The 23271-nt window shown below is 67.9% G+C and carries 21 protein-coding genes; 17 read left to right on the top strand and 4 right to left on the bottom strand.

The window, feature by feature from the left end; translation table 11 throughout:
• The first annotated feature begins 43 nt into the window (after nucleotides 1–43).
• The 10 genes from ACWMMN_RS34305 (at nucleotide 44) to ACWMMN_RS34350 (ending at nucleotide 10493) form a co-directional block, all read left to right on the top strand.
• Entirely contained in the window at nucleotides 44–433 is a 390-nt protein-coding gene (locus ACWMMN_RS34305) for a hypothetical protein (protein WP_059241459.1), read from the top strand.
• A 59-nt stretch (nucleotides 434–492) separates the two neighbouring features.
• The gene (gene sctJ, locus ACWMMN_RS34310; RefSeq protein WP_155627374.1) at nucleotides 493–1254 is read left to right on the top strand and encodes a type III secretion system inner membrane ring lipoprotein SctJ; all 762 of its coding nucleotides are present in this window, start codon (nucleotides 493–495) and stop codon (nucleotides 1252–1254) included.
• Nucleotides 1255–1323: 69 nt separating this feature from the next.
• On the top strand, nucleotides 1324–2091 hold the full coding sequence (locus tag ACWMMN_RS34315; RefSeq protein WP_174992395.1) for a type III secretion protein HrpB4: 768 nt from the start codon (nucleotides 1324–1326) through the stop codon (nucleotides 2089–2091).
• A complete protein-coding gene (sctL, locus tag ACWMMN_RS34320) occupies nucleotides 2076–2996 on the top strand; it encodes a type III secretion system stator protein SctL (protein WP_486424439.1) in 921 nt (306 codons plus the stop codon). Before ACWMMN_RS34315 ends, sctL begins: the two co-directional genes overlap by 16 nt.
• Nucleotides 2987–4402 carry a type III secretion system ATPase SctN gene (gene sctN / locus ACWMMN_RS34325; RefSeq protein ID WP_081052098.1) on the top strand — a complete coding sequence of 472 codons (1416 nt, stop codon included), beginning with the start codon at nucleotides 2987–2989 and terminating at the stop codon, nucleotides 4400–4402. The genes sctL and sctN overlap by 10 nt, the downstream gene beginning before the upstream one ends.
• Nucleotides 4402–4899: a hypothetical protein gene (locus ACWMMN_RS34330; RefSeq protein ID WP_059241464.1), complete on the top strand. Its 498-nt coding sequence runs from the start codon at nucleotides 4402–4404 to the stop codon at nucleotides 4897–4899. The genes sctN and ACWMMN_RS34330 overlap by 1 nt, the downstream gene beginning before the upstream one ends.
• On the top strand, nucleotides 4896–5711 hold the full coding sequence (gene sctT / locus ACWMMN_RS34335; RefSeq protein ID WP_486424440.1) for a type III secretion system export apparatus subunit SctT: 816 nt from the start codon (nucleotides 4896–4898) through the stop codon (nucleotides 5709–5711). The genes ACWMMN_RS34330 and sctT overlap by 4 nt, the downstream gene beginning before the upstream one ends.
• A 215-nt stretch (nucleotides 5712–5926) precedes the next feature.
• A complete protein-coding gene (locus ACWMMN_RS34340) occupies nucleotides 5927–7399 on the top strand; it encodes a helix-turn-helix transcriptional regulator (RefSeq protein ID WP_486424441.1) in 1473 nt (490 codons plus the stop codon).
• 61 nt (nucleotides 7400–7460) lie between these two features.
• Nucleotides 7461–9290: a type III secretion system outer membrane ring subunit SctC gene (gene sctC / locus ACWMMN_RS34345; protein WP_486424442.1), complete on the top strand. Its 1830-nt coding sequence runs from the start codon at nucleotides 7461–7463 to the stop codon at nucleotides 9288–9290.
• Nucleotides 9291–9428: 138 nt separating this feature from the next.
• Nucleotides 9429–10493: a hypothetical protein gene (locus ACWMMN_RS34350; RefSeq protein ID WP_486424443.1), complete on the top strand. Its 1065-nt coding sequence runs from the start codon at nucleotides 9429–9431 to the stop codon at nucleotides 10491–10493.
• Here ACWMMN_RS34350 and ACWMMN_RS34355 read toward each other — a convergent pair.
• The 3 genes from ACWMMN_RS34355 to ACWMMN_RS34365 all read right to left on the bottom strand — a co-directional run bounded on the left by ACWMMN_RS34355 (nucleotide 10490) and on the right by ACWMMN_RS34365 (nucleotide 12824).
• Complete coding sequence (locus ACWMMN_RS34355) at nucleotides 10490–11275, bottom strand: response regulator transcription factor (protein ID WP_226196035.1); 786 nt, start codon at nucleotides 11273–11275, stop codon at nucleotides 10490–10492. The genes ACWMMN_RS34350 and ACWMMN_RS34355 overlap by 4 nt on opposite strands.
• A 400-nt stretch (nucleotides 11276–11675) precedes the next feature.
• Nucleotides 11676–12305 (bottom strand): DUF3455 domain-containing protein, encoded by a 630-nt coding sequence (locus tag ACWMMN_RS34360; protein WP_174992403.1) that lies wholly within the window; start codon nucleotides 12303–12305, stop codon nucleotides 11676–11678.
• Between the two features lie 69 nt (nucleotides 12306–12374).
• Nucleotides 12375–12824: an HrpB1 family type III secretion system apparatus protein gene (locus ACWMMN_RS34365; RefSeq protein WP_081052154.1), complete on the bottom strand. Its 450-nt coding sequence runs from the start codon at nucleotides 12822–12824 to the stop codon at nucleotides 12375–12377.
• 411 nt (nucleotides 12825–13235) lie between these two features.
• On the opposite strand from ACWMMN_RS34365, the gene ACWMMN_RS34370 reads away from it, so the two are divergent.
• The 4 genes from ACWMMN_RS34370 to ACWMMN_RS34385 all read left to right on the top strand — a co-directional run bounded on the left by ACWMMN_RS34370 (nucleotide 13236) and on the right by ACWMMN_RS34385 (nucleotide 15057).
• Nucleotides 13236–13868 carry a hypothetical protein gene (locus tag ACWMMN_RS34370; RefSeq protein ID WP_155627328.1) on the top strand — a complete coding sequence of 211 codons (633 nt, stop codon included), beginning with the start codon at nucleotides 13236–13238 and terminating at the stop codon, nucleotides 13866–13868.
• Between the two features lie 187 nt (nucleotides 13869–14055).
• Nucleotides 14056–14229, top strand: coding sequence for a hypothetical protein (locus tag ACWMMN_RS34375; RefSeq protein WP_155627329.1), 174 nt, complete (start codon nucleotides 14056–14058; stop codon nucleotides 14227–14229).
• 28 nt (nucleotides 14230–14257) lie between these two features.
• Nucleotides 14258–14623 carry an HrpB1 family type III secretion system apparatus protein gene (locus ACWMMN_RS34380; RefSeq protein WP_059241476.1) on the top strand — a complete coding sequence of 122 codons (366 nt, stop codon included), beginning with the start codon at nucleotides 14258–14260 and terminating at the stop codon, nucleotides 14621–14623.
• Between the two features lie 8 nt (nucleotides 14624–14631).
• Nucleotides 14632–15057 (top strand): GNAT family N-acetyltransferase, encoded by a 426-nt coding sequence (locus ACWMMN_RS34385; protein ID WP_486424444.1) that lies wholly within the window; start codon nucleotides 14632–14634, stop codon nucleotides 15055–15057.
• A gap of 56 nt (nucleotides 15058–15113) precedes the next feature.
• Here ACWMMN_RS34385 and ACWMMN_RS34390 read toward each other — a convergent pair whose 3' ends face one another.
• Nucleotides 15114–16118 carry a hypothetical protein gene (locus tag ACWMMN_RS34390; RefSeq protein WP_340625957.1) on the bottom strand — a complete coding sequence of 335 codons (1005 nt, stop codon included), beginning with the start codon at nucleotides 16116–16118 and terminating at the stop codon, nucleotides 15114–15116.
• 301 nt (nucleotides 16119–16419) lie between these two features.
• Here ACWMMN_RS34390 and ACWMMN_RS34395 point away from each other — a divergent pair, with 301 nt between their 5' ends.
• The 3 genes from ACWMMN_RS34395 to ACWMMN_RS34405 all read left to right on the top strand — a co-directional run bounded on the left by ACWMMN_RS34395 (nucleotide 16420) and on the right by ACWMMN_RS34405 (nucleotide 23269).
• Nucleotides 16420–19935 carry a hypothetical protein gene (locus tag ACWMMN_RS34395; protein ID WP_486424445.1) on the top strand — a complete coding sequence of 1172 codons (3516 nt, stop codon included), beginning with the start codon at nucleotides 16420–16422 and terminating at the stop codon, nucleotides 19933–19935.
• 394 nt (nucleotides 19936–20329) lie between these two features.
• Complete coding sequence (locus tag ACWMMN_RS34400; RefSeq protein ID WP_226196031.1) at nucleotides 20330–20776, top strand: cupin domain-containing protein; 447 nt, start codon at nucleotides 20330–20332, stop codon at nucleotides 20774–20776.
• A gap of 657 nt (nucleotides 20777–21433) precedes the next feature.
• Nucleotides 21434–23269 (top strand): winged helix-turn-helix domain-containing protein, encoded by a 1836-nt coding sequence (locus tag ACWMMN_RS34405; protein ID WP_486424446.1) that lies wholly within the window; start codon nucleotides 21434–21436, stop codon nucleotides 23267–23269.
• The last annotated feature ends 2 nt before the right edge of the window (nucleotides 23270–23271 follow it).

Genomic DNA, 23271 nt, shown 5'->3' on the forward strand with positions numbered 1-23271 from the left:
GCCGCCCCCGGCGGCGTTCCACATCGCAGAACGAGGAGGGTGAATGAGCCAAGCCATCGCAAGCCAGATGATCGACGCGGCATTGACCGATATCGCGCAGGGCGGCGACGCGGCCAGCGCCGGCGCCGCGGCAAAATTCCAGGCGCTGATGAACCAGCCGCACCTGGTTCCACCCGGCACGCATCACGACGGCGCCGACGGCGGCAGCGTGATCGCCCAGATGCTGACCACGCACGACGCGGCCGCGCAGCATGCGATGGACCGCGTCAGCCAGTTTTCGGAGCAGAGCGCCCACATGGACGTGAAGCAGGTGCTCGCCGAATCGGCCGATGCAGCAATGGAGATGTACCGCGTGCAGTTCGACTTCCAGGCGAAGATGAGCGTGGTGTCGTCGTCCCGGTCGTCGGCCGAAACGCTGATGAAGAACCAGTAGCCATGACGCGCCGGACAGGATGGAAGCGCGACGCGGCGCGGCGGGCCGGCATTGCCCTGATGGTGGCCGGCTGCGCGCTGCTGGCGTCGTGCAAGAAGGAGCTGTACGCGAACCTCAGCGAGCAGGACGTCAACGAGATGGCGGTCGCGCTGCTGGAGCGCGGCGTGAGCGCGGACAAGGCGAGCGCGGACGGCGGCAAGACCTACGTGCTGCAGGTCGAAAGCAGCGACATGGTGCGCGCGATGCAGATCCTCAGGATGCGCGGCCTGCCGCGCAGCAAGTTCGACGATCTCGGCAACCTGTTCAAGAAGGAAGGCCTGGTGTCCACGCCGACCGAGGAGCGCGTGCGCTTCATCTACGGGTTGTCGCAGGAGCTGTCGGCCACGTTGTCGCACATCGACGGCGTGATGTTCGCGCGCGTGCAGATCGTGCTGCCGAACAACGATCCGCTGGCCCAGCAGGTGAAACCGTCATCGGCGGCGGTGTTCATCAAGTACCGGCCGGAATCCGATATCGACGCGCTCGTGCCGCAGATCAAGAACCTCGTGGTGCACAGCGTCGAAGGGCTGTCGTACGACCAGGTGAGCGTGACCGCAGTCGCGGCCGAGCCGGTGGAAATCGCGGCCGCGACGCCTGCGCAGGCGCATCCGCTGCGCTGGCTCGCTGCGGGCGGCGCCGTGCTGCTGCTGGCGATCGGCGGCGCGGCGGCGGCCATGCGGCACCGCGTGCTGAAGCAGCGGCTCAAGCCGGCCGCCGACGTGCTGGGCGACCGGATCGCCGGCTTCGCGTCGCTGCGCCGCAAGCGCGGTTCGCAGGCGTGACCGTGACGTGCCGGCCGCCGTGCGCGACGGGGCGTGCCCGGTCGTGATCCTGTCTTGTCGATGAATGCGATGACCGATCTCTCGTATCGAATGGCCGCGGCCGCGCTGGCGGCGTGGCAGCGCAACGCGCGGAGCGCGCTGCAATGGGCGCATCCGTCGTGGCTGGCCGGTGCGCTCGGTATCGACGCGGCCGCGGCCGATGGGTTGGCGCGCGCGTTGGCCGCGCCCGACGGCTCAGCGGATGCGGGCAGCGGCGCGGCGATCCGCCTGCGTATGCGCGTCGATGCCTGTTCGCTGGCGCTGCTGCGCTGCGTCGGGCTGCCGCTGCCGGACATCCGGGCCGTCGTCGGTCCGGGCGCGCTGCGCGTCGACGCGTTGCCGCCGGCGACCGGCTTGCGCGTGTTGCGCATTCGCGCGCTGCGGTTCCGGCGCGGCGAGATCCGGCGGATCGTCGACAAGCGCATGCGTGCGCGCGTCGCCGAATGGTCGGGACTCGCGCTCGACCGGCTGATCGCCGAGCAGCCGGGCAAACGGCACGCGATTCCCGACATCGAACAGATGGCCGGGCGCGTGCCGGTTCCGCCCGTCACGGCAGTCGATGGCGATGCGCTCGCGCTGGAAGGGCATGCGCTGATCCGGCGCGACCTGGGTCATGCGCATTCGCCGTGCCCGTTGCTGCGTCTCGCACTGCCGGCCGACGCCCACGCGTTGCGCGCCGCGGGCGCGTCCCCTCACTGGGTCGACCGGATTCCGGCCGACCTCGACCGGCACGGCACCGACGCGCTGTTTGCCGAACTCCCTCATCTGTTGCCGGAGTACGCATGGTTATCTGGCTGAGCAAGCCGCGACAGGCCGATCCGTCAGCGGAAGAGTCGTACCCGCGGTTCGGTGCGCAGGGCGACATCCTGCCGCGTGAAACGTTCGGCACGCTGGTCGACATCGAAACGGCCTACCGGCAGGCCGGCGAGGATGCGCGCGCCGAGCTGGATGCCGCGCGCGAAGAGGCCCGGCGCATCGTCGCGGCCGGCCGTGCCGACGCGGACGCGTTGCGGGACGCCGCACGCGCGGAGTTCGCATCGGCCGCGCAGCGCGGTTTCGAGGAAGGAACCGCGCGCGGCGCGGCGGACTGGCTCGTCAACGTCGCCCAGGCAGGCAGCGACGCGCGGGCGGCGCAGGAGCGGATGCGCGCCCGCATGGCCGAGATCGTCGCCGTCGCGGTTGAGCAGATCGTGCGCAGCGAAGGCGCGAGCGCGCTGTTCGAGCGGGCGCTGTCGGCCGTCGACCGGATCGTCGAAGGCTCGACCTGTCTGCACATCGCGGTTCATCCGGACGATCTCGACGATGCGCGTGCCGCGTTCGACGGGCTCGCGAGCCGCTGGCGCGAACTCGGGCGGCCATTGCCGGTCACCGTGGCCGCGGATCGGCGGCTCGCACGCGGCAGTTGTCTGTGCGAATCCGACGTCGGCCTGATCGACGCAAGCGTGTCGACCCAGTTGCGGACGATGCGCGCGGCCATCGCCCGGGCGCTGAAGGCATCCGTGCAGGACGCCGGCGGCCCTACCGGTGACGAGCCAGTTGCCGCGTACGACGACGGCAACGGCAACGGCAACGGCAACGGCAACGGCGATGGCGACGGCGCAATGCCGGACCCGGTCGGTATCCCGGCAACGGGCGGCGCGGACGATCCGGCGCCGGCCGCGAGCGCCGGCGCGCAAGCGGAAGAGGCGGGCACATGGCGCTGACCGACCTGCCCGAAGAGGCGACGGCTCACACCGCCGGCAAGCGCATCGCCCCCGTGCGGGACACGCGGCTGCGCGACCTGACCGATGCGATCGAGCGGGAACTGCGCGCGAGCGTGCGCGTGCATCAAAGCGGCAAGATCACGGAGGTGATCGGCACGCTCATCAAGGTCGCGGGCCTCGACCTGCAGCTCGGCGAGCTGTGCGAACTGCGCACGCCGGACGGCGCGCTGCTGCAGCACGGCGAAGTGATCGGCTTCACGCGCGACCATGCGCTCGTGTCGCCGTTCGCGCGGCTCGCGCAAATCTCGCGATCGACGCGCGTCGTGGGGCTCGGCCGGCCGCTTTCCGTCAAAGTGGGCGACGGCCTGCTCGGGCGCGTGATCGACAGTCTCGGCGAGCCGATCGACGGGCTCGGCCCGCTCGGCATGGACGACGCGCCGGCGCGGCCGATCTTCGCGGATCCGCCGAGCCCGATGACGCGCCGCATGATCGAGGACACGATGCCGACCGGCGTACGCGTGATCGACGCGATGACGACCTTCGCGGAAGGCCAGCGGATCGGCATCTTCGCGCCGGCGGGCGTCGGCAAGAGCACGCTGCTCGGCATGCTCGCGCGCGGCGCGCAGTGCGACATCAACGTGATCGCGCTGATCGGCGAACGCGGGCGCGAAGTCCGCGAGTTCGTCGAGCTGATTCTCGGCCCGCACGGCATGGCGCGCTCGGTGGTGGTCTGCGCAACGTCCGACCGCTCGTCCATCGAGCGCGCGAAAGCCGCCTATGTCGCGACCGCGATCGCCGAGCATTTTCGCGACGAGGGCAAGCGCGTGTTGCTGATGATGGACTCGTTGACGCGGTTCGCGCGCGCCGGTCGCGAAATCGGTCTCGCCGCCGGCGAGCCGCCCGCGCGGCGCGGCTTTCCGCCGTCGATCTTCGCCGAGCTGCCGCGCCTGCTCGAACGCGCCGGCATGGGCGAAACCGGCTCGATCACCGCGCTGTACACGGTGCTCGCGGAAGACGAGACGGGCAGCGACCCGATCGCCGAGGAAGTGCGCGGCGTGCTCGACGGCCACCTGATCCTGTCGCGCGAAATCGCGGCGAAGAACCGCTATCCGGCCATCGACGTGCTGGGCAGCCTGTCGCGCGTGATGCCGCAAGTCGTCGCGCCCGGCTATCTCGCGGCGTCGACCCGGCTGCGCGAATTGATGGCCCGGTACCGCGACGTCGAGATGCTGTTGCAGGTCGGCGAATACCAGCCCGGCTCGAATCCGCTGTCCGACGAAGCCATTGCGAAGATCGACGCGATCCATGCGTTCCTGTCGCAGCCCACGGATCACTATGCGGACCCCGCCGATACGGAAATGGCGATGATGCAGCTCGCGCAGCCCCGCGCCGGCGGCGCGTACTGATGCGCACGATCTCGCGCCGGATCGCCGCGCTCAAGCGCGCGGGCGCGCGTCGCGAGCGCATGGAGCCCGAGCTGCGCGGCGCGCTCGACGCACACCGGCGCGAGCACGCGGAACTGCAGGCGCGCGTCGAGCGCACGATGGCCCGCCTCGCGGAACTCGACGCGATCGCCGCGCAGCAGCGCGCGCGGATCGCCGGCATGATGACCGGCACGGCGCCGTTCGCGATCGACGATTTCGACGGCTGCCGCCGCTACCTCGAAGTCATCGAAACGCAGGCGCGGGCCACGCAGGCGGAACTCGACACGCATCGCGACGCGATGGCCGCGAAGGACGAACAGGTCGCGCAGGCCCGCCGCGCGATCGCGCAGAACCGCGGCCGCATCGACCTGTGCCGCACGCGCACGACGCAGCTCGAACGGTCGCTCGACCGGATCGAGCTCGACGCCGAGGACGAAGCGGCGGAAGAACTGGCGCTGGCGCGCCGCGGCCGCGCATGAACGACCAGTTTCTGCAGATCGGCCCGCAACTGGTCCAGGACCTGACGGTGCTGGGCGTGTGCTCGATCCGTCTGCTCGTGATCCTGACGCTGTTTCCGCCGACCGCCGACGGCATCCTGCAGGGGCCGTTGCGCAACGGCGTCGCGCTGATCTTCAGCCTCTACGTCGCCGTTGCGCAGCCGGCCGGGTTCGCCGGATCGCTCGCCGGCACGGGGCTGATCGTGGTCGCCGTGCGCGAAGCGCTGATCGGCACCGTGCTCGGGTTTGCCGCCGCGACGGTGTTCTGGGTCGCGGACGCCGCCGGCACCTATCTCGACAACCTCAGCGGCTACAACAACGCGCAGCTGACCAACCCGATGCGCTCGGAAAAATCGACGCCGTCGGGCACGCTGCTCAGTCAGGTCGCGATCGTTGCCTTCTGGTCGCTCGGCGGCATGGAATTCCTGTTGCAGGCGTTGTACGAGTCGTACCGCTGGTGGCCGGTAGCCGCGCAGACGCCCGTCGACATGAATTTCCTCGAGATGTTCGCGATGCACCAGACGGATACGCTGATGCAGATGATCGCCAAGCTCGCCGCGCCGATGGTGTTCGTGATGGTGCTGATCGACCTGGGCGCCAACCTGGCATCCAAGTCCGCGCAAAAGCTCGAGCTCAGCGCGCTCAGCCAGCCGATCAAGGGCGCGGTCGCGGTGCTGATACTCGCGCTGTTCTGCGGCATTTTCGTCAACCAGATCCACGATCAGCTCGATCTGCGCCTGTTCGCCAGCCAGATGCGCGCCGTCGCGCACGGAGCAGGCCAGGCTGCCCGATAGATCCTCCGCAACGCGCCGGAATTTCAACACTCCTCAAATCGGATCGCGGCGTTAGGTTTGTTGAATGTTCAACAAATCTTCCTCGTCTACATTACTTCCATGGCGCTGGCACGCTGCACGACGTCCCGCATGAACGGGCGCGCGCGGCACGCCGGCGGCGGGTGTCGATCATCGCTTCAGGTCGATGCTCACGATAAACCGATATGGAGTCCGATATGTTTTCAAGCCTCTATTTTCCGCTTGTCTCGGTGCTCGCCTGTCACGACGCGCAGCCCGACCATCTCGACATGCTGCTCGACGGCAGGATCGCGGAGACGATGTCGTACACGAGCCGCTGCGCCGAGCAATGCGATCACGACGAGACCGGCGCATCGGGCTGCATGCAGATCCAGGCCGATCTGCAAACCATGCTCGGCATCGACGAGGATGCGGAGGATTCGTACCGGGAAGCGCAGAAGATGATCCGCTCGTCCCGCCGCGACCTGCGCATCGCATCGTGCCGCAATGCTGGCTGGCAGGCGTTTTTCCGTCACCGGCTCGGCACCGCGATGTCGTGCTTCATGTCGATCGTCGACGATCCGAGGCTCGAACCGCGCCAGTCGATGGAAGGGCGCTTCGGCGCACTGTGCGTGCTGCTCGAACTGGGGCAGTTGCACGAGGCCGAAGGGCTGCTCGTCGAACTCGAGGTCATGCTCGATGAGCAGACCGCGAGCGGTCGAGCCGCGTTGCCGCAGCTGCCGGTGTGGCGCGAGCTGATCGATACGCTGCGTTACGACCTCGGCGTGCAGAATGCGCTGCGCACCGCGGCGCAGCTTTCCGATCACGTGTTCTGGCAGTCGGGCCTGGCGGCGCGGCCGGCAGCCGGGAAGCGCACGCACGTGCCCGATGCCGGGCCGTTTTCAGCGCTCGCCGCTCGCGTGCGCTCGCCGTTGCTGCGCAGCCGGATCGATTACCTGGATCACCTGCAGCGTCTTGCCGCCGGGCAGCGCGAAGCGTCGCCGGCCGCGGTTGCGCATCTGAACTGGGCGATGGCGAACGGCCTCTATGCGTATCAGTACGCGGTGCGGATCGAGATCGCGTTTGCGAGCCTCGCCGGCGGTGCGCCACAGCTCGCGGAAACCATGCTTGCGCCGCTCGCCGCCGACCGGCGCGCCGCGCAAGGCCGCTGGAAACTGGAGTCGCTGTACTGCCTCGCGAAGACGCGCGCCGCGCAGGGGCGCGACGCCGATGCCGCGCAGCTGTACAGCCGTTATGCCCTCGTCGCGATGCAGTGCCTGCGCGACGCGTCGGCGGTGCTCGCGCCGTTCGCGCATCGGGCGAAGCGCGTCGCCGAGCAGCTCGACGATGTCGGCGCGCGATTGCCGGCGAAGTACCGGCGCGCCTATCGCTACCTGATGGAAAACCTCGAACGCAGCGATCTGTCGGTGCGCGAGGTGGCGGCCGAGATCGGCGTGACCGAGCGTGCGTTGCAGAGCGCGTTCAAGAACAGCCTCGGCTCGACGCCGACCGAAATCATCCGTCAGAAGCGCATGGAGCGGATTCGCGCGGAACTCGAAAGCGACACCGTGCTCGGCACGCCGAGCGTATTGTTTGCCGCAGCGCGTTGGGGGGTGCAAAGCCGGTCGACGCTGGTCAACGGGTACCGGCGCCAGTTCGACGAAGCGCCGTCGGACACGCTCAAGCGCTGAATCCACCGAGGCCATGCCATCCGTGCGGGCCCGATCACCTTCAAATCAGACGGCAATCCACATGACAGTCACTTCGCGTCGCAATCCGTGGGGACGGCGCTTCGCCGCCAGCCTCAAGCTGTGCCTGGTCCTTTCGCTCGCCATCGGCGATGGCGCGCGCCCCGCGATGGCGGCCGACGTGCCGTTCCGCACGTCGGCCGTGCATATCCAGGTGGAAGGCAAGGACCTGAAAGACGTGCTGCGGGATTTCGCAGCGAGCCAGGGGGTCGTCGCGTCGGTGGCCGGCGACGTGCATGGCGCGGTATCGGGACGCTTCGACATGTCGCCGCGGCGCTTTCTCGACACGTTGGCATCGACGTTCGGCTTCGTCTGGTTCTATGACGGCAGCGTGCTGTCGATCAGCAGCGCCAGCGACGTGACGCGCCGCGTGATTCATCTCGACTTCGCCGGCACGCGGGAGCTGCGTTCGACGCTCGCGCAGATGGGGCTCGAGAACAAGCGTTTCCCGGTGGTCTACGACCCGTCGATGGGCGCGGCGCTGGTCACCGGCCCGAGCCAGTACGTCGCGCTGGTCGACAATCTCGCGTCGCGCCTCGATCAGAACGCGAACCGGCGGGTTGGCACCGAAGTGCGGATCTTCCCGCTGAAACACGGCTGGGCGGCCGACCACGACGTCGTGATCGACGGCAAGACCGTCACGGTGCCGGGCGTCGCGCGCGTGCTGGCCGACATGTATCACGCGGGCGGGGACGATGCGAACGGGAACCCGGGGCTCGGCGCGAGCGCGATGACGCCCGGCATGGAACGCCAGACGCCGATGACCGACGCGGCAGGCGGTACCGGCGGCGGCTCGCCGTTCAGCGGCGCCGGCGGCGGCGGGGTCAACCCGCCGTTGCCGGCCTTCTTCGGCCGCGGAGCGGGCAGTGCACCGCAGTTCGGTGCGCAGTCGCCGGCGCAGGGCCGCACGGCGGACGGCGGTTATGCGAACGCCGGCGGCGGCACGGGCGCGGTGCCGGCCGGCGCCGGCATGCTGCCGGTGATCAAGGCCGATCCGCGCACGAACTCCGTGTTGATCCGCGACCTGCCGCAGCGGATCGGTCAGTATCGGCCGCTGATCGATCAGCTCGACGTGCGGCGGCGGCTGGTCGAGATCGAAGCGCACATCATCGAGATCGACGATACGGCGCTGCGGCAGCTCGGTGTCGACTGGCGTGCGCACAACAGCCACATCGACATCCAGACCGGCACCGGCTCGACCTCGGCCAACAGCTATGCGAACGGGCAGTTGAACCCCGTCTTCACCGGCACCGATTCGAGTGGCGGCACGCTGCTGAACGCGACACCGGCCGGCCTGTCGCTGACCGCCGTGCTCGGCGACGCCGGGCGTTACCTGATGGCGCGCGTCAACGCGCTCGAGGACAGCAATCTCGCGAAGATCGATGCCAGCCCGAAGGTCGCGACGCTGGACAACGTCGAAGCCGTGATGGACAACAAGAAGCGCTTCTATGTCCGCGTGCAGGGGTATACGTCGGGCGACCTGTATGCGATCTCGACGGGCACGTCGCTGCGCGTGCTGCCGATGGTCGTCGACGAGGACGGGAAGACCCAGATCAAGCTGCAGGTCCACGTCGAGGACGGCATGACGACACCGCAGAAGGTCGACAACATTCCGGTCATCACGACCAGCACGATCAACACCGAGGCGGTCGTGTCGCAGGGAGAAAGCCTGCTGATCGCCGGCTATCGCGTGGACAATACGTCGAACGGCGAGAGCGGCATTCCGGTGCTGTCGAAGATCCCGCTGCTCGGCGGCCTGTTCCGCTATCGCGAGAACCAGCACAGTCACATGGAACGGCTGGTGCTGCTGTCGCCGCGGCTGATCGAGTTCTGACGGCCGGCGCCGGGCGGGGCGGCACGCGCTGCCGCCCCGCGATTGCGCGATCCGGGACATTCGCTCGCGTGCTGCCGCGTCGGCTTGCTCCCTGCATGATCCAATCCGGTATGCCAACCGCCGTGTTGATTCCCAGCCATGCCGACCTCTGTCGATTCGAAGTCTTTGCCGCCGATTCTCCCGTCACAGGTTGACGACGGGAGCGAGGCCGATCAGCGTGTGAAGTCCGGCGGCGCAACCCATGCGTCGCCGCACGGGCCGCTTGGCGGCCTGACCAGGTACAAGGCGAACCTTGCCGGTCTGCCGGCCGAGATCCACCAGGCGATTGCCGGCCAGTTGCCGATGGCGGACCTGTCCAGATTGTCGCGAACCGCGCGCACACTGCATGAGCGGTTGGGCGGCGAAGTCCGGGCATTCGCTTCGTTGCGGAAGGAGATTGACGACACGTCGGATCTTGCGGGCCTGCACCGGTTGACTTCGCGCGTCGCCGCGGAATTGGTCGGGGAGGGGAAGCCGGCCATCCGTCAGTCGCACGCGGGCGAACGGCAGCCGCTGTTCTTCGTGATCGGCGAGCGAATGTACGTGGCCCTGAAGCACATCGTCGACATGCCGCCGGAACAACGCGCCGGCATGCCGCCGGAACAACTTGCGGCGCAATTCGGGCAATACATCGCGGGTTTCAGCCAGATGCGGCCGCCCGAGCTTGCAGAGGCTGGTGTGTACTACGCGGCAGCGTCCATCGTGAACGCTTTGCCGAGAGGCGCCCAGCAAGCCGTTTTCGATCGCGCTCTCGCCGCGGCGCGCGCTTTCCCGCCGGAGCACCGGAGCCGCATCCTGATCGCGCTGACCGAGGCCACTTTCCGAAGTCCCGATCCGGTGAGCGCCGACTCGCTTCGCGATGCACGAACGAACACGATCACGCTCGCGAACAGTACCGACGGCATGGCGCCGGCCCAACTCAAGCCGATCGTCGAACGGCTCGCGAACCATTCGAAGCTCTTCCTGATGGCGTCGGAGGGCGGCGACTGGCAGTCTCCATTCAATGCGATCGTCGATGCATCGAGCCGGCTGGCGCCGGACGACCGGCAGGCGGTCGGCACCCTGTTGAACGATTCGCTCGACAAGATCGAGTCGAACATCGACCCCGCCGGCATCGACGCCGCCCGCCAGCGTCTGGCCATGCTGACGCCGCCCGCCGCCTAGGTATTGCACGCGGCCTCGCTATCGCTCGTCAGCAGCCGGGACGGCGAGGCCGCGGGCGTACGGAGCAACCGCGCCTTGGCCGGCTCGACGACCTGTTCCATGACCCGCTCGACGACCCGCTCGATCCGGTAGCCGTGCGCGTACATCGTTCGCAGGACGATGCCGCATGCGCCGTCGAGCAGCAGCTTCTTGCGCAGCTTGTAGATGTGCTGCTCGAGCGTGCGTCCGACGATTTCCTCGGAACTGCCCCACACGGTCGCGGCGATCGCGCGCCGTGTCACGTAGTTGCCCTGCTGCGAGAACAGCACCCACGCGATCGCAAATTCGCGGGTGGTCAGGCGTACGCCCTTGCCGTTCATTTCCACGCTGCCGTTGCGGCGGCTCAACCGGTAGATGCCCATGCCGATCTCGTCGCCGGCCGGTTGAGGCTTGCCGGATTCCGCGGGGCCGCCGGTGAATCGATGCACCGCGAGCAGGACGCGCAGGCGCAGCTCGCGCGGGTCGACCGGCTTCAGCACGATGTCGTCGGCGCCTGCGCTCAACGCGGCGATCGCCCGGTCGTGCGCGAAGAAATCGCCGATCGCGATCAGCGGCGCGCGCCGGTCGCCGAAACACGCACGCCGTGCCAGGACCGGATGGGACGCGTCCATGCCCGCAGACGCGTCGAACACGATCGCGCTGAACTCCTCCCGATGCAACGCACGCGCCAGATCGACGTCCTCGCGATAGCGCGTGCAGATCACGTTATCGCCGACCAGGCAGGTTTGAATCAGATGAAACAACGCCGAATCGTGGGTATAGATTGCCAGTTTCAATGGGCACCTCGCGAAGACATCTCTCTCTTTTACTTGGATGCCCGGGAGGGTACGACCGCGTCCGTCCCGGCCCACGAAAGGTAGGGGGAGGCCCTCGCTAGATGCGTAACATTTTGTTAAATGACCGCCAGAATGACGCGGCGAGGACGGAAGCCGTGCGTTTCTTGAAAAAACGATCGGAACAATTGGGTCGTATTGGGCGATATTGCGCGACGATTCCCGGTTTTTAGCAACACCCAATATTTGGTCAATTGCTCGATTGACGAACAAAATGTCAGACGAATCGGCCGTGCGGGCCTTGTGCCGCAAGGACTTCCGAGAAATCTTACAGGCCGTAAAGTCACGGGTGACTTTGATTGAGGATTGGTCAGTGGTCTGGAATCGGTACCGTCCCGTTTGCCGGTCCAGCGGGCGCATGCCACGGCGGCGGCATCGCGCCAATGCGACCGGATCGCGCCGGCGCATTCGATGTGGCGACGGCGGATGCGCTGTAGATCAGATAGGTCGCCCCATAGGGCACCAGCAGCGTGCTGCCTTCGCGATCGCACAGCGCATCCGACGGCAGGCCGCCGCGGGTGTCGACCTGCTGGATGATCGACGTACGCGTGAAGCGCCCGGTGCGCGTCGCGCTGCCCGGCCGGTGACGCGCGACGTAGCGTGTCCAGACGGGGGTGCCGGCCGTGACCTGCGCGACCGCGTCCGTGCGGACGACGACGTAGCTGCTGTCGTAGGCCGTGAAGTAGCCGCCCGGTGCGACGGTGCCGACGCTCTGGCGCTGCCGGTCGACCAGCGTCGCGAGATCGCCTTCACGCGCCCACAGGCGCACCGCGCCGTCGCGACGGCATTCATAAACGGTCTGGCCGCGTGCGGTCAGCACCTGGTCGAGATGCTGGGCCGGGCCGGCCCGCAGCATGGCCGGCAGATCGTCATCGGCCGGCAGGACCGGGGCAGACGCGCAGGCCGCGAGCGTGACCAGCGCGATCGCCGACGCCAGCATGCGTGTTGCTCGCGATTCGATGAAGCGTGAGGACGGGTGCGGGAACATTCGGTTCGTGCCTGCCGTGAATCAGGCGGCCTGCACGCGGTTCGAGCTCAGCGCTTCCATCACCCGGGTGTACGCGTCGGTGCTCCGGTAGCCGGCCGGCTGATCGTCGCTCGCCGCTGCGAGAAAGCGGTCGACGATCGCGATCGCGGTCGGGTGGCCGTTCGCCAGCACCGCGCGGGCGCACCGTTGCCATTCGATATCGCCGAGCATGTACAGGCACCAGCTCTGCAATGCCCAGGAAATCGGCCCGCCGTCGCCGCGCTCGTCGATCTGCCGCAGCACTTGCGACGCTGCGAGCCAGTTCGACGAGCCGATCTCGAGCCGCGCTTCGCAGATGTCGCCGGTCGTGCCGTGCGGGTGCAGCACGCGCAACGCCGGCAGCATCTCCTCGAGCTCGGCACGCGAACCGCAGCGCACGCCCCAGGAAAACATCGTCAGCAGGATATTCGACACGATTTGCGGGTTCGACATGAGGTGTGCTCCGAAGACGTAGTGAGCGTCGCAGCCGGATCCGGCGGACGAACGGGGCGCGTCGATGCGCCGATCGCGCAGCCATGACGGCAACGGGATTGTCGGCGATGCCGCGGGCGCGCCCTCCGGCGTGCGCGAAGCGCTGAATGGGGCGACGAATGTTGCGCGGCGATGAACGGTTGCGCTGCGCGTCGCGACGGGGCGCCGGTCACGCAGCGCGCACGTCGATACGTCGTCGGGCGCCGCCGGGCGCGTCGCCGGAAGGCTGGCCGATTCGGTTCGCGTGACGCGGCTTCGCACCGCTCATCCGGTTCGCGGATGCCTGCCCATAGTCTGACGGTGGATCGGACCGTACGCGAGCGCGCGCCCGATCCGTCTTGGCGATCCACACTTTTCACCGGGAGCAAACACATGAACGACATTACTTCAGGTTGTCTGAGCTCACTCTTCGGCTGTTCATCGACCCAGTCGCCGCAAGGCATGTCCAATGGCGGGAACATGGGGGGTATCGGGCTCCTGCGGAAGCTGAAACAGGACATCGAGAAACTGATCACCGACATGCTCGGCATGAACGGCGGCGCAGACGGCAACACGGGCGGCGTCGACGACAGCATGGGCGGCAACTACGGGAACGGGATGCCGCAGCGTGACGGCGCCATGAACGGGAACAACTTCCAGACCGGTGGCGACTACGGGAGCGAGGTACCGGGCGACGACTTCGGGCAAAGCCAGGGGCAGGGGCTGCGCGACGTCAAATTCAATTCGCCGGCCGGCGGGGAGGCACTGCACCTCAAGATGGACCAGAACGGGAATCTGTTCAACGGCAGCGGCAATTCCGTCGGCCGTTACGATCCGCAGACCCGCCAGCTCTCGTTCAACTCCGGTGCGGGAAAGGAAATCGAACGGCTCATGACGGGCGGCCGAAACATGCTCGGCGTTCCCGACGAATTCGCCCCGAAGAAGGGCCCCGGCGGCAACGCGGTCTTCTCGCCGTCGCAGTTCACCATGAGCGTCGGCGACCTGAACCAGAAGGCCGATTTCTGACCGGACCCGCGGGGAAGCCAGTCGCACCGGCAACGCGCCTGCACACGTTCGCTTTGCCATACGCCGTTTCGGATCCGCGGGTGCCCGGCATGTCGCCGGGCCCTAGTCTTTTCATTGCGATCTGGCAGAGCGAGATACCGCCAGAGTTCGCATCAATCAGGCATCACACTGGAATCAGGAGAGTCACATGGGCGCAATTGCAGAAATCGGATCGAAAGTGATCGGAGCCATCGGCGGGATCGGTGGCCAGGAAGGAGGCGGCGGCTCGTCGCCGGTCGACGCGCTGATTCATAGCCTGCTGGGGGGCGGTCTGAAGGCGCTGGAACCTCAGCCTTCCGCCAGCAAGGATTCGTCTTCCTGAACGATTCAATTCCCTGAAAAGGACGCTCATGCAACCCGACCATGAAGAGGTGTCCCGGCTGGGACGTGCGTTGATCGACAGCATCATGGAGGATCGCTTCGACGAAGCCGAGAGTTTGCTGGAACGGCTGTGCGTCGCGCATCCCGCCGCCCGGTCCCAGGTGATATTTCCGGTCGCCATCGCGATCCGGCGCGGCCGCCCGCAGGATGCACTGCATCTCGTCAACGGGTTGCATGAGAACGACCGCCCGGATCTGAAGGCGCTTTGCCTGCACGCACTCGGCGATCCGTTGTGGCACGGCTATGCGCTCGAGCATCAGGACAGCGAGGATCCCGACATCCGCAAGACCATGCGCGGCCTGCTCGAGATCGAACGGCAGGCCCACGGCGTCTGAGCCGCGCGATGAAGCGATTCCGACTGGCAGACCGCGCGGACCTGGCGGTCTTTTACGAGGCCGATGCTGCCTGCTTTCGCGCCGCAGGCAGGGAGGACATGCTTCAGCTCGTCAGCAAGGACGTGTTCGTCTCTCACTACAGCGGGTGCCCGTCCATCGGTTTCGTCTGCGACGGCAACGCGATCGGCGGCATCATCCTCGATCGCGATCATGCGCACCTGGCCGTGCTGCCCGATTACCACGGGCGGTGGGCCATTCTCTGGAAGCCCGCGCTCGAATGGTTGTTCCGCATGACGCCGGAGGCATGGGGGATCGTGGAAGCCGACAATCGCGTCTGCCTTGAATTCATGACGCGCAACGGCTGGACCGGGGTGCCGGCCAGCGACGGCAGGATCGTCTTTCGCATCACGCCGCGCACGCCGCGGCGGCCCTGACCGGCGCCTGCCCGATCGCACCATTTACGGATTGCCATGGCAATCCGGTGGTGCGATCAGATATTGTCGAGCACACTGAAGACCTTGTCCGCCGTCTGCTTCGCATCCTTTCCGAGGTTGCTGTTCTCGATCGCTGTCTTGGCTTCCGACACGCCCACGTTCTTGATGACCGTGAGGATTGCCGATACCGGATTGAGACGGCCTTTCGTGATGATGTCGATGACGCTCTTGCCGATGGCCTTGAAGAAGGCGCCGATGTACTTGCCGGCCTGCTCGAGCCCCCACTGCAGATTGTCCTTGTTGGTGCCGTCGAGATTCACGTGGGAATCGTTCGTCTCGTCGAGCTTGTGCCCCGTCTTCTCGAGGTGGGCCCAGCCGCCTCCCGGATGCCCGCCGGCGCCGACCACGTCCTGCAACAGTCCCGCTTCCGTGCCGTGACGCGCGTCGCCGTCTTTCGTGAAGCCGTCGATCTTGCCGTTGCCGACCTGCGATGGATCGCGCGCGTCGCCGTTCCGGTTTGCCGAACTCTTGATGTTCGTGAGCAACGCGGCCGCCTTGAACGCCTGGTCGGGATCGTTGTACATGTTGCCGCCGACGAACTTGTTCAGGTTGTCCTTGATGCCCCCCTGGTTGCCCAGGTTTTTCAGCAGCGGGTTGTCGTCGATGATCTGCTGGGCCGTTCGGTTGTCGCCAGGCGGCCGCTTCGTCTGGTCGTTCGGCGCCTGTGTCGCGTAGGGCGCCATCCGGGGATCCGGAGACGCGGCACACGGCTTCTGGTTTTCGGCGGGCGCGGGTGCGGCGGCAGATGTCGTCGTGTCCGTCACGGTCTGCGTCTGCGCGAAATTGACGGGAAGGTCGACCGGCGTCGGCGATACCGACGCCTGCCGGTATTGGCCCTCGGGAATCGGCGGCGACGAGCCGCCCGACTCGGTGGCGAGCAGTGACTCGATGTCCTGCAGGATCGCCTTGATGACGGACGAAATGTCGGCGGGTTTGCCGGTCTCGCCGTTGCGAAACGTTGCGCCGATCGAAACCGGATCGGGGTACCGGGTCGAAATCATTACGCCTCCGTGAGCGAAGTCTGCGCACCGAACGCCGCCCCTCGCCGTTCGGTCGCCGGACGCGTCGATGCCGCGCTGCAGCGGCGTACCCGCCAGATGCAGCGCACGGTTCAAAGACTAGCCGGGCGCGACGCAGGCCGCGCGCGTCACGCGAACATCGGTGCGGAAATCCGAACGTCCAGCCGTGTCATGGCGCGAGCCTCGGCGCATTCGACAGTCATGCCGGTCAACGCAATCAAATCGGTTTCCTTAATAACTGGATGGTTCGACAGAATTCATGCCGGCGAGTCACGTCAGTTTCATGTCCGGTAGCGATAGTAGGCGTATCCCATTACGTGACCGCTCCAGCGAGATGTCGACTCCCGCGCTCAATCGATCGAACGGCATGCCGCCAGCACGGGCTGCCGATCACGCGGCCGATACGCCTGCCACCCCCTCACCGGGCCCGTCGACGCAAACGGATCCGGCGCCGGCGCCCGGCCAGGTCACCGGTGTGCTGGCCGGCCTGACGTCGAAACTGAAATCGCGCGCCAGGGCGGCGGGCCACGCGATCGCCCACCCGAAGCGGCCGAATCTCCCGATGGAGCTCACCGCGCTGTCGGTGCTCAAGGTCGGCACGAAGGGCCGGCCGGTTCTTCCGCATCAGACGAACGATCCCGCCCGCGACGTTGCCGTTCCGCCGCCCGCGTTGTCCGGCGCGACGCGTCCCGATTCGCTCGCCTATGTGCGGCCCGAAGGCGCGATGCGCAAACCGGCGCAATCGATGCAGCAGGCGCTTGGCGGCTTCAGCGCGCCCGCGGCCGACACGACACCCGCTGGCGGCGACGACGGCATCGGCGATCCTGCCGCGGCCGCGCGCCGTTGTTTCGCCAGCCGCGACCCGGCCAGCATCGACCGTCTCGTCACGGATCTACGGCACGCGCTCGCATCCGCGCCGGGGCTGCCGCCGGCAGGCCGCGCGTGTCAGGCGGAACTGCTGATCGATGCGCTGGCCGACGTGTGCTACGGACAGCCCGATCTCGCCCGCGACGTGTTGCGTCGCCTGCAGCAAGGCCTGTCGATCCAGTCGCAACCGGCACGCGATGCCGGCTTCATCGACAACCATCTGACGGCGCTTGCGTGGCGAACGGCCCAGAAGCTCGCGGTTACGGCCAGCGGCTACGACTGCGTGCACGCGCTGGCCGGTCGCACCTGGCCGCCGGCGGACGGCGCGGCGCGATATGCGCCGCGCGTGTGGTTGCAGGCCGCCGATCGGCTGGTCGACACGACGCGCTGCGATGCCGATCCCGCGGGCGTCGAACGTCACGCGCGGGCACTGGCCGGCGATACGTCGGCCACGAAGCCCGCGCATGCCGCGTGGCTCGTGCGTGCGGCGTCGCGGCTGTGGCGCAGCCAGAACGCGGACGGGCTGAACGCGTCGGACAAGGGCGCGTTGCTCGCCGGCCGGCAGGGCTTTTTCAGCGATGGCCCCGGCACGCCGTTTGCCGCGACGAAGAACCGGCTCGCGCGTTTCCTGAACCACACGATTCCGCGCGCCACGTCGGACCACTTCGAGCCTGTGCAGGACGAACGCGACGAGGCGGTGCCGGTCGCGGCGCAACGCTCGGCGTTCGCGGCCGCGGTGCGGCCGTTCGGGTACCGGAAAAGCGCCGTCGCGGCGATGCAGGACGGTGTGCCGGGCGCGAGCCTCGGCGCATGGTCGAAGGACGAACAGGTGCTTGACGCCGCGCTTCGCGATGCCTTCGTCGCGATGGACGAACACCCCGCGGTGCGCGAACCTGCGGCTGGCCCCGCGAAGCTGAAGAAGGACAGCCGCGCGATTCACGAAACGGTTGGCGCGGCCGAACTCGCGGTGCTGGCCGAATTGTCGCGTACGCCCGGCGCCGGCCGGCAACCGGTCGGGTACGGGATGAAATTCGACGATGCCACGGTCGGCCTCATCGCCGCACGTGTCGTGCACACGCTCGACGACGCCGCCATCGACCGGCTCGCGCGCCGCGCCGTGCAACGGCCCGGTGCACGCGCAGCGCCCGTTTCCGTTCGGTCGACGCTGCGCGCAGCGCGCGTGCGGCGCATGCTCGCGGCATTCCGCGACACGCTGGCGGGCGCCGACCGAAGTCCACGGGCGCGAGCCGATGCGCTCGAACGCGTGCGCAAGCATCTGATCGGCGGCTCGGACGTGCTCGACGCGAAGAAAATCGGCCTGTGGCGCAAACACGTCGGCGACGACGTGCCGCCCGCCGTTGCCACCCGGTTCGACACGATCGACCGCATCGCGCTCGGGAAAGCGGTGAAGCCGCGCGGCACGACGACGGACGATTACCGCGACGCGGGCGATCGCATCATCGACGCGCTCGAAGGCAGCGGCAAGGCGATCGTCACGGAAGGCGGCGTGATCGGCGCGAGTACGCGCGGCGTCAGCGCGACCGCCGCATCGTTCCCGTGGATTGCACCGCGGCTCAACGTGCAGGCGTCGCACGGACGTCAGTCGGTACTCGAATTCAGCCGCAGCACGGCCGCCTACAAGATCGGCATCGGCACGCAGCGCCGGAACCGCTTCGAGGCCGGCGGCGGCCTTCAGGTGGGGCACAACTTCAGTATCGTGCGTGCGGCCGGCAACGTCGAGGTCGGGCATGAGTGGGACGACACCGAACAATGCACGGTCGACCTGAGCATCGCGCGGCGGCTGCATCCGGTCAACGACGCCTATGACGACTCGGCCGGCAGGCGGCAACTGAAGTCGGTCAACCGCTACCTGTTCGACAACGCCGGCAGGGGCAAGGGCGAACGGGCGCTCTGGAACGAACTCGGCAGCCGCTTCTTCGACAACGATGACTTCTCGGTTGCATGGAACAACCAGACCGCCAGTTTGCGGAAGGTCCAGGTGGCGACCGACCTGCGGGCCGGCGTGAAGATCGGCGCGGGCCAGTACTCGGCGCGCGCGACCGCGGCGCTCGGCGACACCTACCAGTGGGTGCACCGCGCCGAACTCGATTCGGTCGACGCGAGCGGCCAGACGAAGATCGAAGGCCATCGCGTCGGCAGCGGCCATCGGGCCGGCGTGGAGGCCGGCATCAACGTCAGCATCAGCGATCAGTTGCAGAACGCGCAGACGGGCAGCGCCGACCCCGCCGATGTCGCGACCGTGTCGATCTTCTCGCCGAAGCTGATCGGGGTCGAGGTACCGGTGCACGACTCGTTCCATCAGGCGAAGGCGACGCTCGTGCGTGAACGCGGCAGGCTGCAGGTGCGCGCGTCGAATGCCGACACCGAATTCGCGAACTTCACGCAGTACAAGAACGCGCTGCGCAACGATCCGGCCTGGCTGCTCGCGTTCGGCGCGACGCCCGGGCAGCCGCTGCCGGCCGCGGCGGCCGACTACGAGCGGGCGCTCGCGGCCGGCCGCGAACGCATCGAGCAGTACCTGTCGCAGATCGCCGAAAATCGCGTGCAGAACCTGCGCTTCGTGCTGCGGCGGCGCCTGCGCGAACATGCGGCCCGCGAAGCCGACGCGCTCGACGACCGGATCGCGTCGCTGCGCGCCCGGCATCGCGGCGACCCGCCGGAGCACGACATCGACATGTTGCTCGACCGGCGCGATGCGCTGCTCCGGCGCGCCGACTCGTGGTTGCCGACCGAACTGCTGACCGTGCAGGCGACCGACCGGCAAATCACGGCAGGGCTGCGGCTGGGGCTGCAGATCGCGGTGCAGAAAGGCGCGCGCGGCGAGCATGAAGTGGCCGCGCTGAAGCTGTCGCCGCGCGAAGCCGACCGGCTGGACCGGAATTGGCCGCGGCAGCCCGAAGCGCGGGCGTGACGGGCAGCGTCGCCGCCCGGGTAGGCCGCTGCGTTTTGAGGGACGCGCATTCGCAATTGCGGGGACGCTGGCATGAAATGCGACGATCATGAAGTCGCGCAACGGCGATGACCTGTCGTTGCGGCCCATACGTATCACGCGGCGCGCCCGACAAGGACCAACACCGTCCGGAGAGCGACGTGGGCGTATGGGGCCGTGGCGTCAACGGGAACTGGCCGGACTGAATCTCCCGAATTCGTTTGAAACGAATGAATGAAGGCGGATTGTCTTTCCATAAGTTTATCCAGGGTCGCGCGCAATTTATTCTTGCTTGTCGTCTTGCGCCGAAATCGCGACATTAGCGGCTGTTCGATATCGACACTGACGAGGGAATTCGGCAATGAAGCCGTCAAGCATGACAACGTGGGTGACTGGCGCGGACCACGGACGTGTGGCTGCGATGCGCACGCTCGCGCGCGGCGCGCTGGCGTTCGCGACGTTCGCGTTCGCGCAGTCCGTACCGGCGGCCGGCAAGGCCCCCGACAGCAAGCCAACGGTCGTGCTGCAGCGTGTGCCCGTGCCGGACACCGGTCGCGAGATGGGGATGGGGCTTGCCGAATTCCCGCCCGATGCGCTCAAGCCGCGTCATGCGGCCACCGGGCCCGAGCTGTGTTACGTCCTTGAAGGCGAAGTCGTCGTGCAGGTGGACGGCAAGCCGCCGGCGACGTTTCACGCGGGCGAGACGTTCCGGTTGCCGGCCGGCGTCGCGCACGTGACGCGCGCCGGGCCGGCCGGTGCGAAAGTCGTGGCTGCGTGGGTGCGCACGCCGGGCCAACCCTTCAACGTCCCGGCGCGGCACTGATGCCCGTGTCGCCAGTCATCGCGTGGCCGGAATGCGCAATGCGCTGTCCCGATTGCACAATGACGACCGGTGGTTACGCAGGGGCGATTCGACTATTCCTTGGAATCGACTTGTGTCGTTATGTGCAGATCCGGAGAACAAGCACGTAATTCCGACTAAAATGCCTTTCCGGATTCATTGCAATAAGCCAAGGGGTTGCCTGCGACATCGCGACCGTTCAAAAAACGTGTCACTCAACCGGCATGCGCATGACATTCAATGCTTCGAGAGAAACGCGCGGATATGAATGCGCGATCCGCGATCACGGCGACATCGCGTCGCGTCCATTGTCGGGGTGACCGGCTCGACCGGTTGTCCGTCATGCCCACGCGCCGTGCGTGGCCGGCTCGCGACGAGCCCGGTCGCGGGGCGGCACGCGTGGCCGCCACGAAATAACCTGTCCGGACTGTCCCGGTCGACGGTTGCGTCCGGATTCCGCCGCGGCGGATGCGCGCGTCGGGCATTACCGGCGTGCGCCCAGGTGCATCCCTCATCCCCGCGAGCCCCGGATCGGCCTGGACGAACCGGCGGAGCGGGCGCAACGGTGGAGCAGGTTCCCGTCGACATGAAAACCCCGATTTCCTTCGCGCTGAGCGCCGCGCGCCCGAGGGCCGGCGCATGAAGAAACGCTCGTCGCCACCTGCTTCCGCCGCGCATGTCACGCTGTTCGGCCGTTTTGCGCTCGATCGCGACGCACGCGTGCTGTACGCGGAAGGCAGCGCGCTGCCGGTCAACGAGCGCGCGATGGCCGTGCTGATCACGCTGGTCGATGCCGCGGGCAAGATCGTTTCGATCGAGCAGTTTCAGCAACGCCTGCGGCCGGCGTCGTCCGTCATGGCCCATAGCGTGCATGCGCTCGTATCGCAGTTGCGCCGTGCACTGGGCGACGATCGCGGCATGATCGAAACCGTGCCGCGTCGCGGTTACCGCTTCGCCGCCGAGTGGTATGACATTCGCGACCGGCTGGGCACCGCCGACAACGAGCCTCCGGCGGCCGATGCCGATGCCGATACGGAGCCGGACCGGCAACAGGCCGGCGATCGCGACGCGTGGCCCGACCGTGGCCCCGACCTCGAAGGGGCGCGAAAGCTGCTGATCGGACGCGATGCCGAACTCTCGGAATTGTCGATGCGCATTGCGCAACACCGGCTGGTCACGCTGATGGGCGCACACGGCAACGGCAAGACGCGGCTCGCGCACGAGACGGCATTGCGCGTCGCGGCATTGTTCCCGGACGGCATCGTCCGCGTCGAGCTGGCCGGGCTGACGCTGCCCGAAGGCGTGCCCGACGCGATCGCGGCGCAGCTTCCGCCACATCCGCACGTCAAACCGGCCGCGCAAGGGCTCGACGGGCTGATCGCGCGACTCGCCGGCCGCCGGATGCTGCTGATCGTGGACGATTGCGACCCGCTCGCGCATGAGGTCGGCGTGTTGATCGACGCATTGCTGACGGCCACCGACGTGTGCGTGATCGTGTGCGCGGAAGCGCCGTTGTTCATCGCCGGCGAATACGTGCTGCCGCTGGCGCCGTTGCGCTTTGCGCTTCGGCCGACGAACGACGTGACGCCGGTCATGCCGGACGCGCCGCCTTCGGATGCCTGTCAACTGCTCGCCGCGCAGCTCGACGCATGCGGTGCCCGGTTCGCGAGCGACGCCGCCGGCACGGCGTCGAACGACACGCCGGCCGCGCACGTGCAGCGCCACCTGGAATCGATCTGCCGCGCGTTGAGCGGCAATCCGCTGGCCCTCGACCTGGCGGCGCGCCAGATTGCGGGTGCCTCGCGCGGCCGCACGACGCCGGCCGAAGCCGTCGCGGCGTGGGATGCGCGCTGGCGCCGCTACATCCTGCAGCGAACCGGCGGCCACGAGCTGGCCTTGCCGCCTGCGGCACTGGTGCCGACGGTGGTCGCCCATGCGTATCACGCACTCGATGCCGGCGCGCAGCACGTCCTGCGTTGCGCGAGTCTTTTCGCGGCGTGGTTCGATGTCGCGGACGTTCACGCGGTATCGGCGGAGGGCGACGCCACCCGCGCCCCGGACGACGCATCCGCCATGCAGGCGATCGTGTCGACGCTGATCGATGCCGGCCTGCTGATCGAACACGCGTCGAGCGACGCGCGTCGCCTGTTTCAGGTCCCGGCCGCCGTCCGCCGCTTCACGCTCGGCGTGCCCGCGCACCGGCCCGACCAGGCACGCGCGGCCGCCCGCCATGCGCAACGGATCGCCGAACGGCTCGACGCGGCCGGCCATCGCGCCGGCGAACCCGCGTCTCGCGCGCCCGCACTCGCCGACGTGCGCCGGGCCGTCGGCTGGTCGATCGAGGCACGGCATTTCCACACCGCCGCGCGGTTGCTGCGGCATTCGGGATCGCTGTGGGCTGCCGCGCATCTCACCGGCGAGTGGACGGTCTGGACCGGCGCGTTCTGGATCACGACCTGTCGCGCTCGATTCTGAAG

This window comes from Burkholderia cepacia complex sp. TUM26381 (assembly GCF_057439935.1).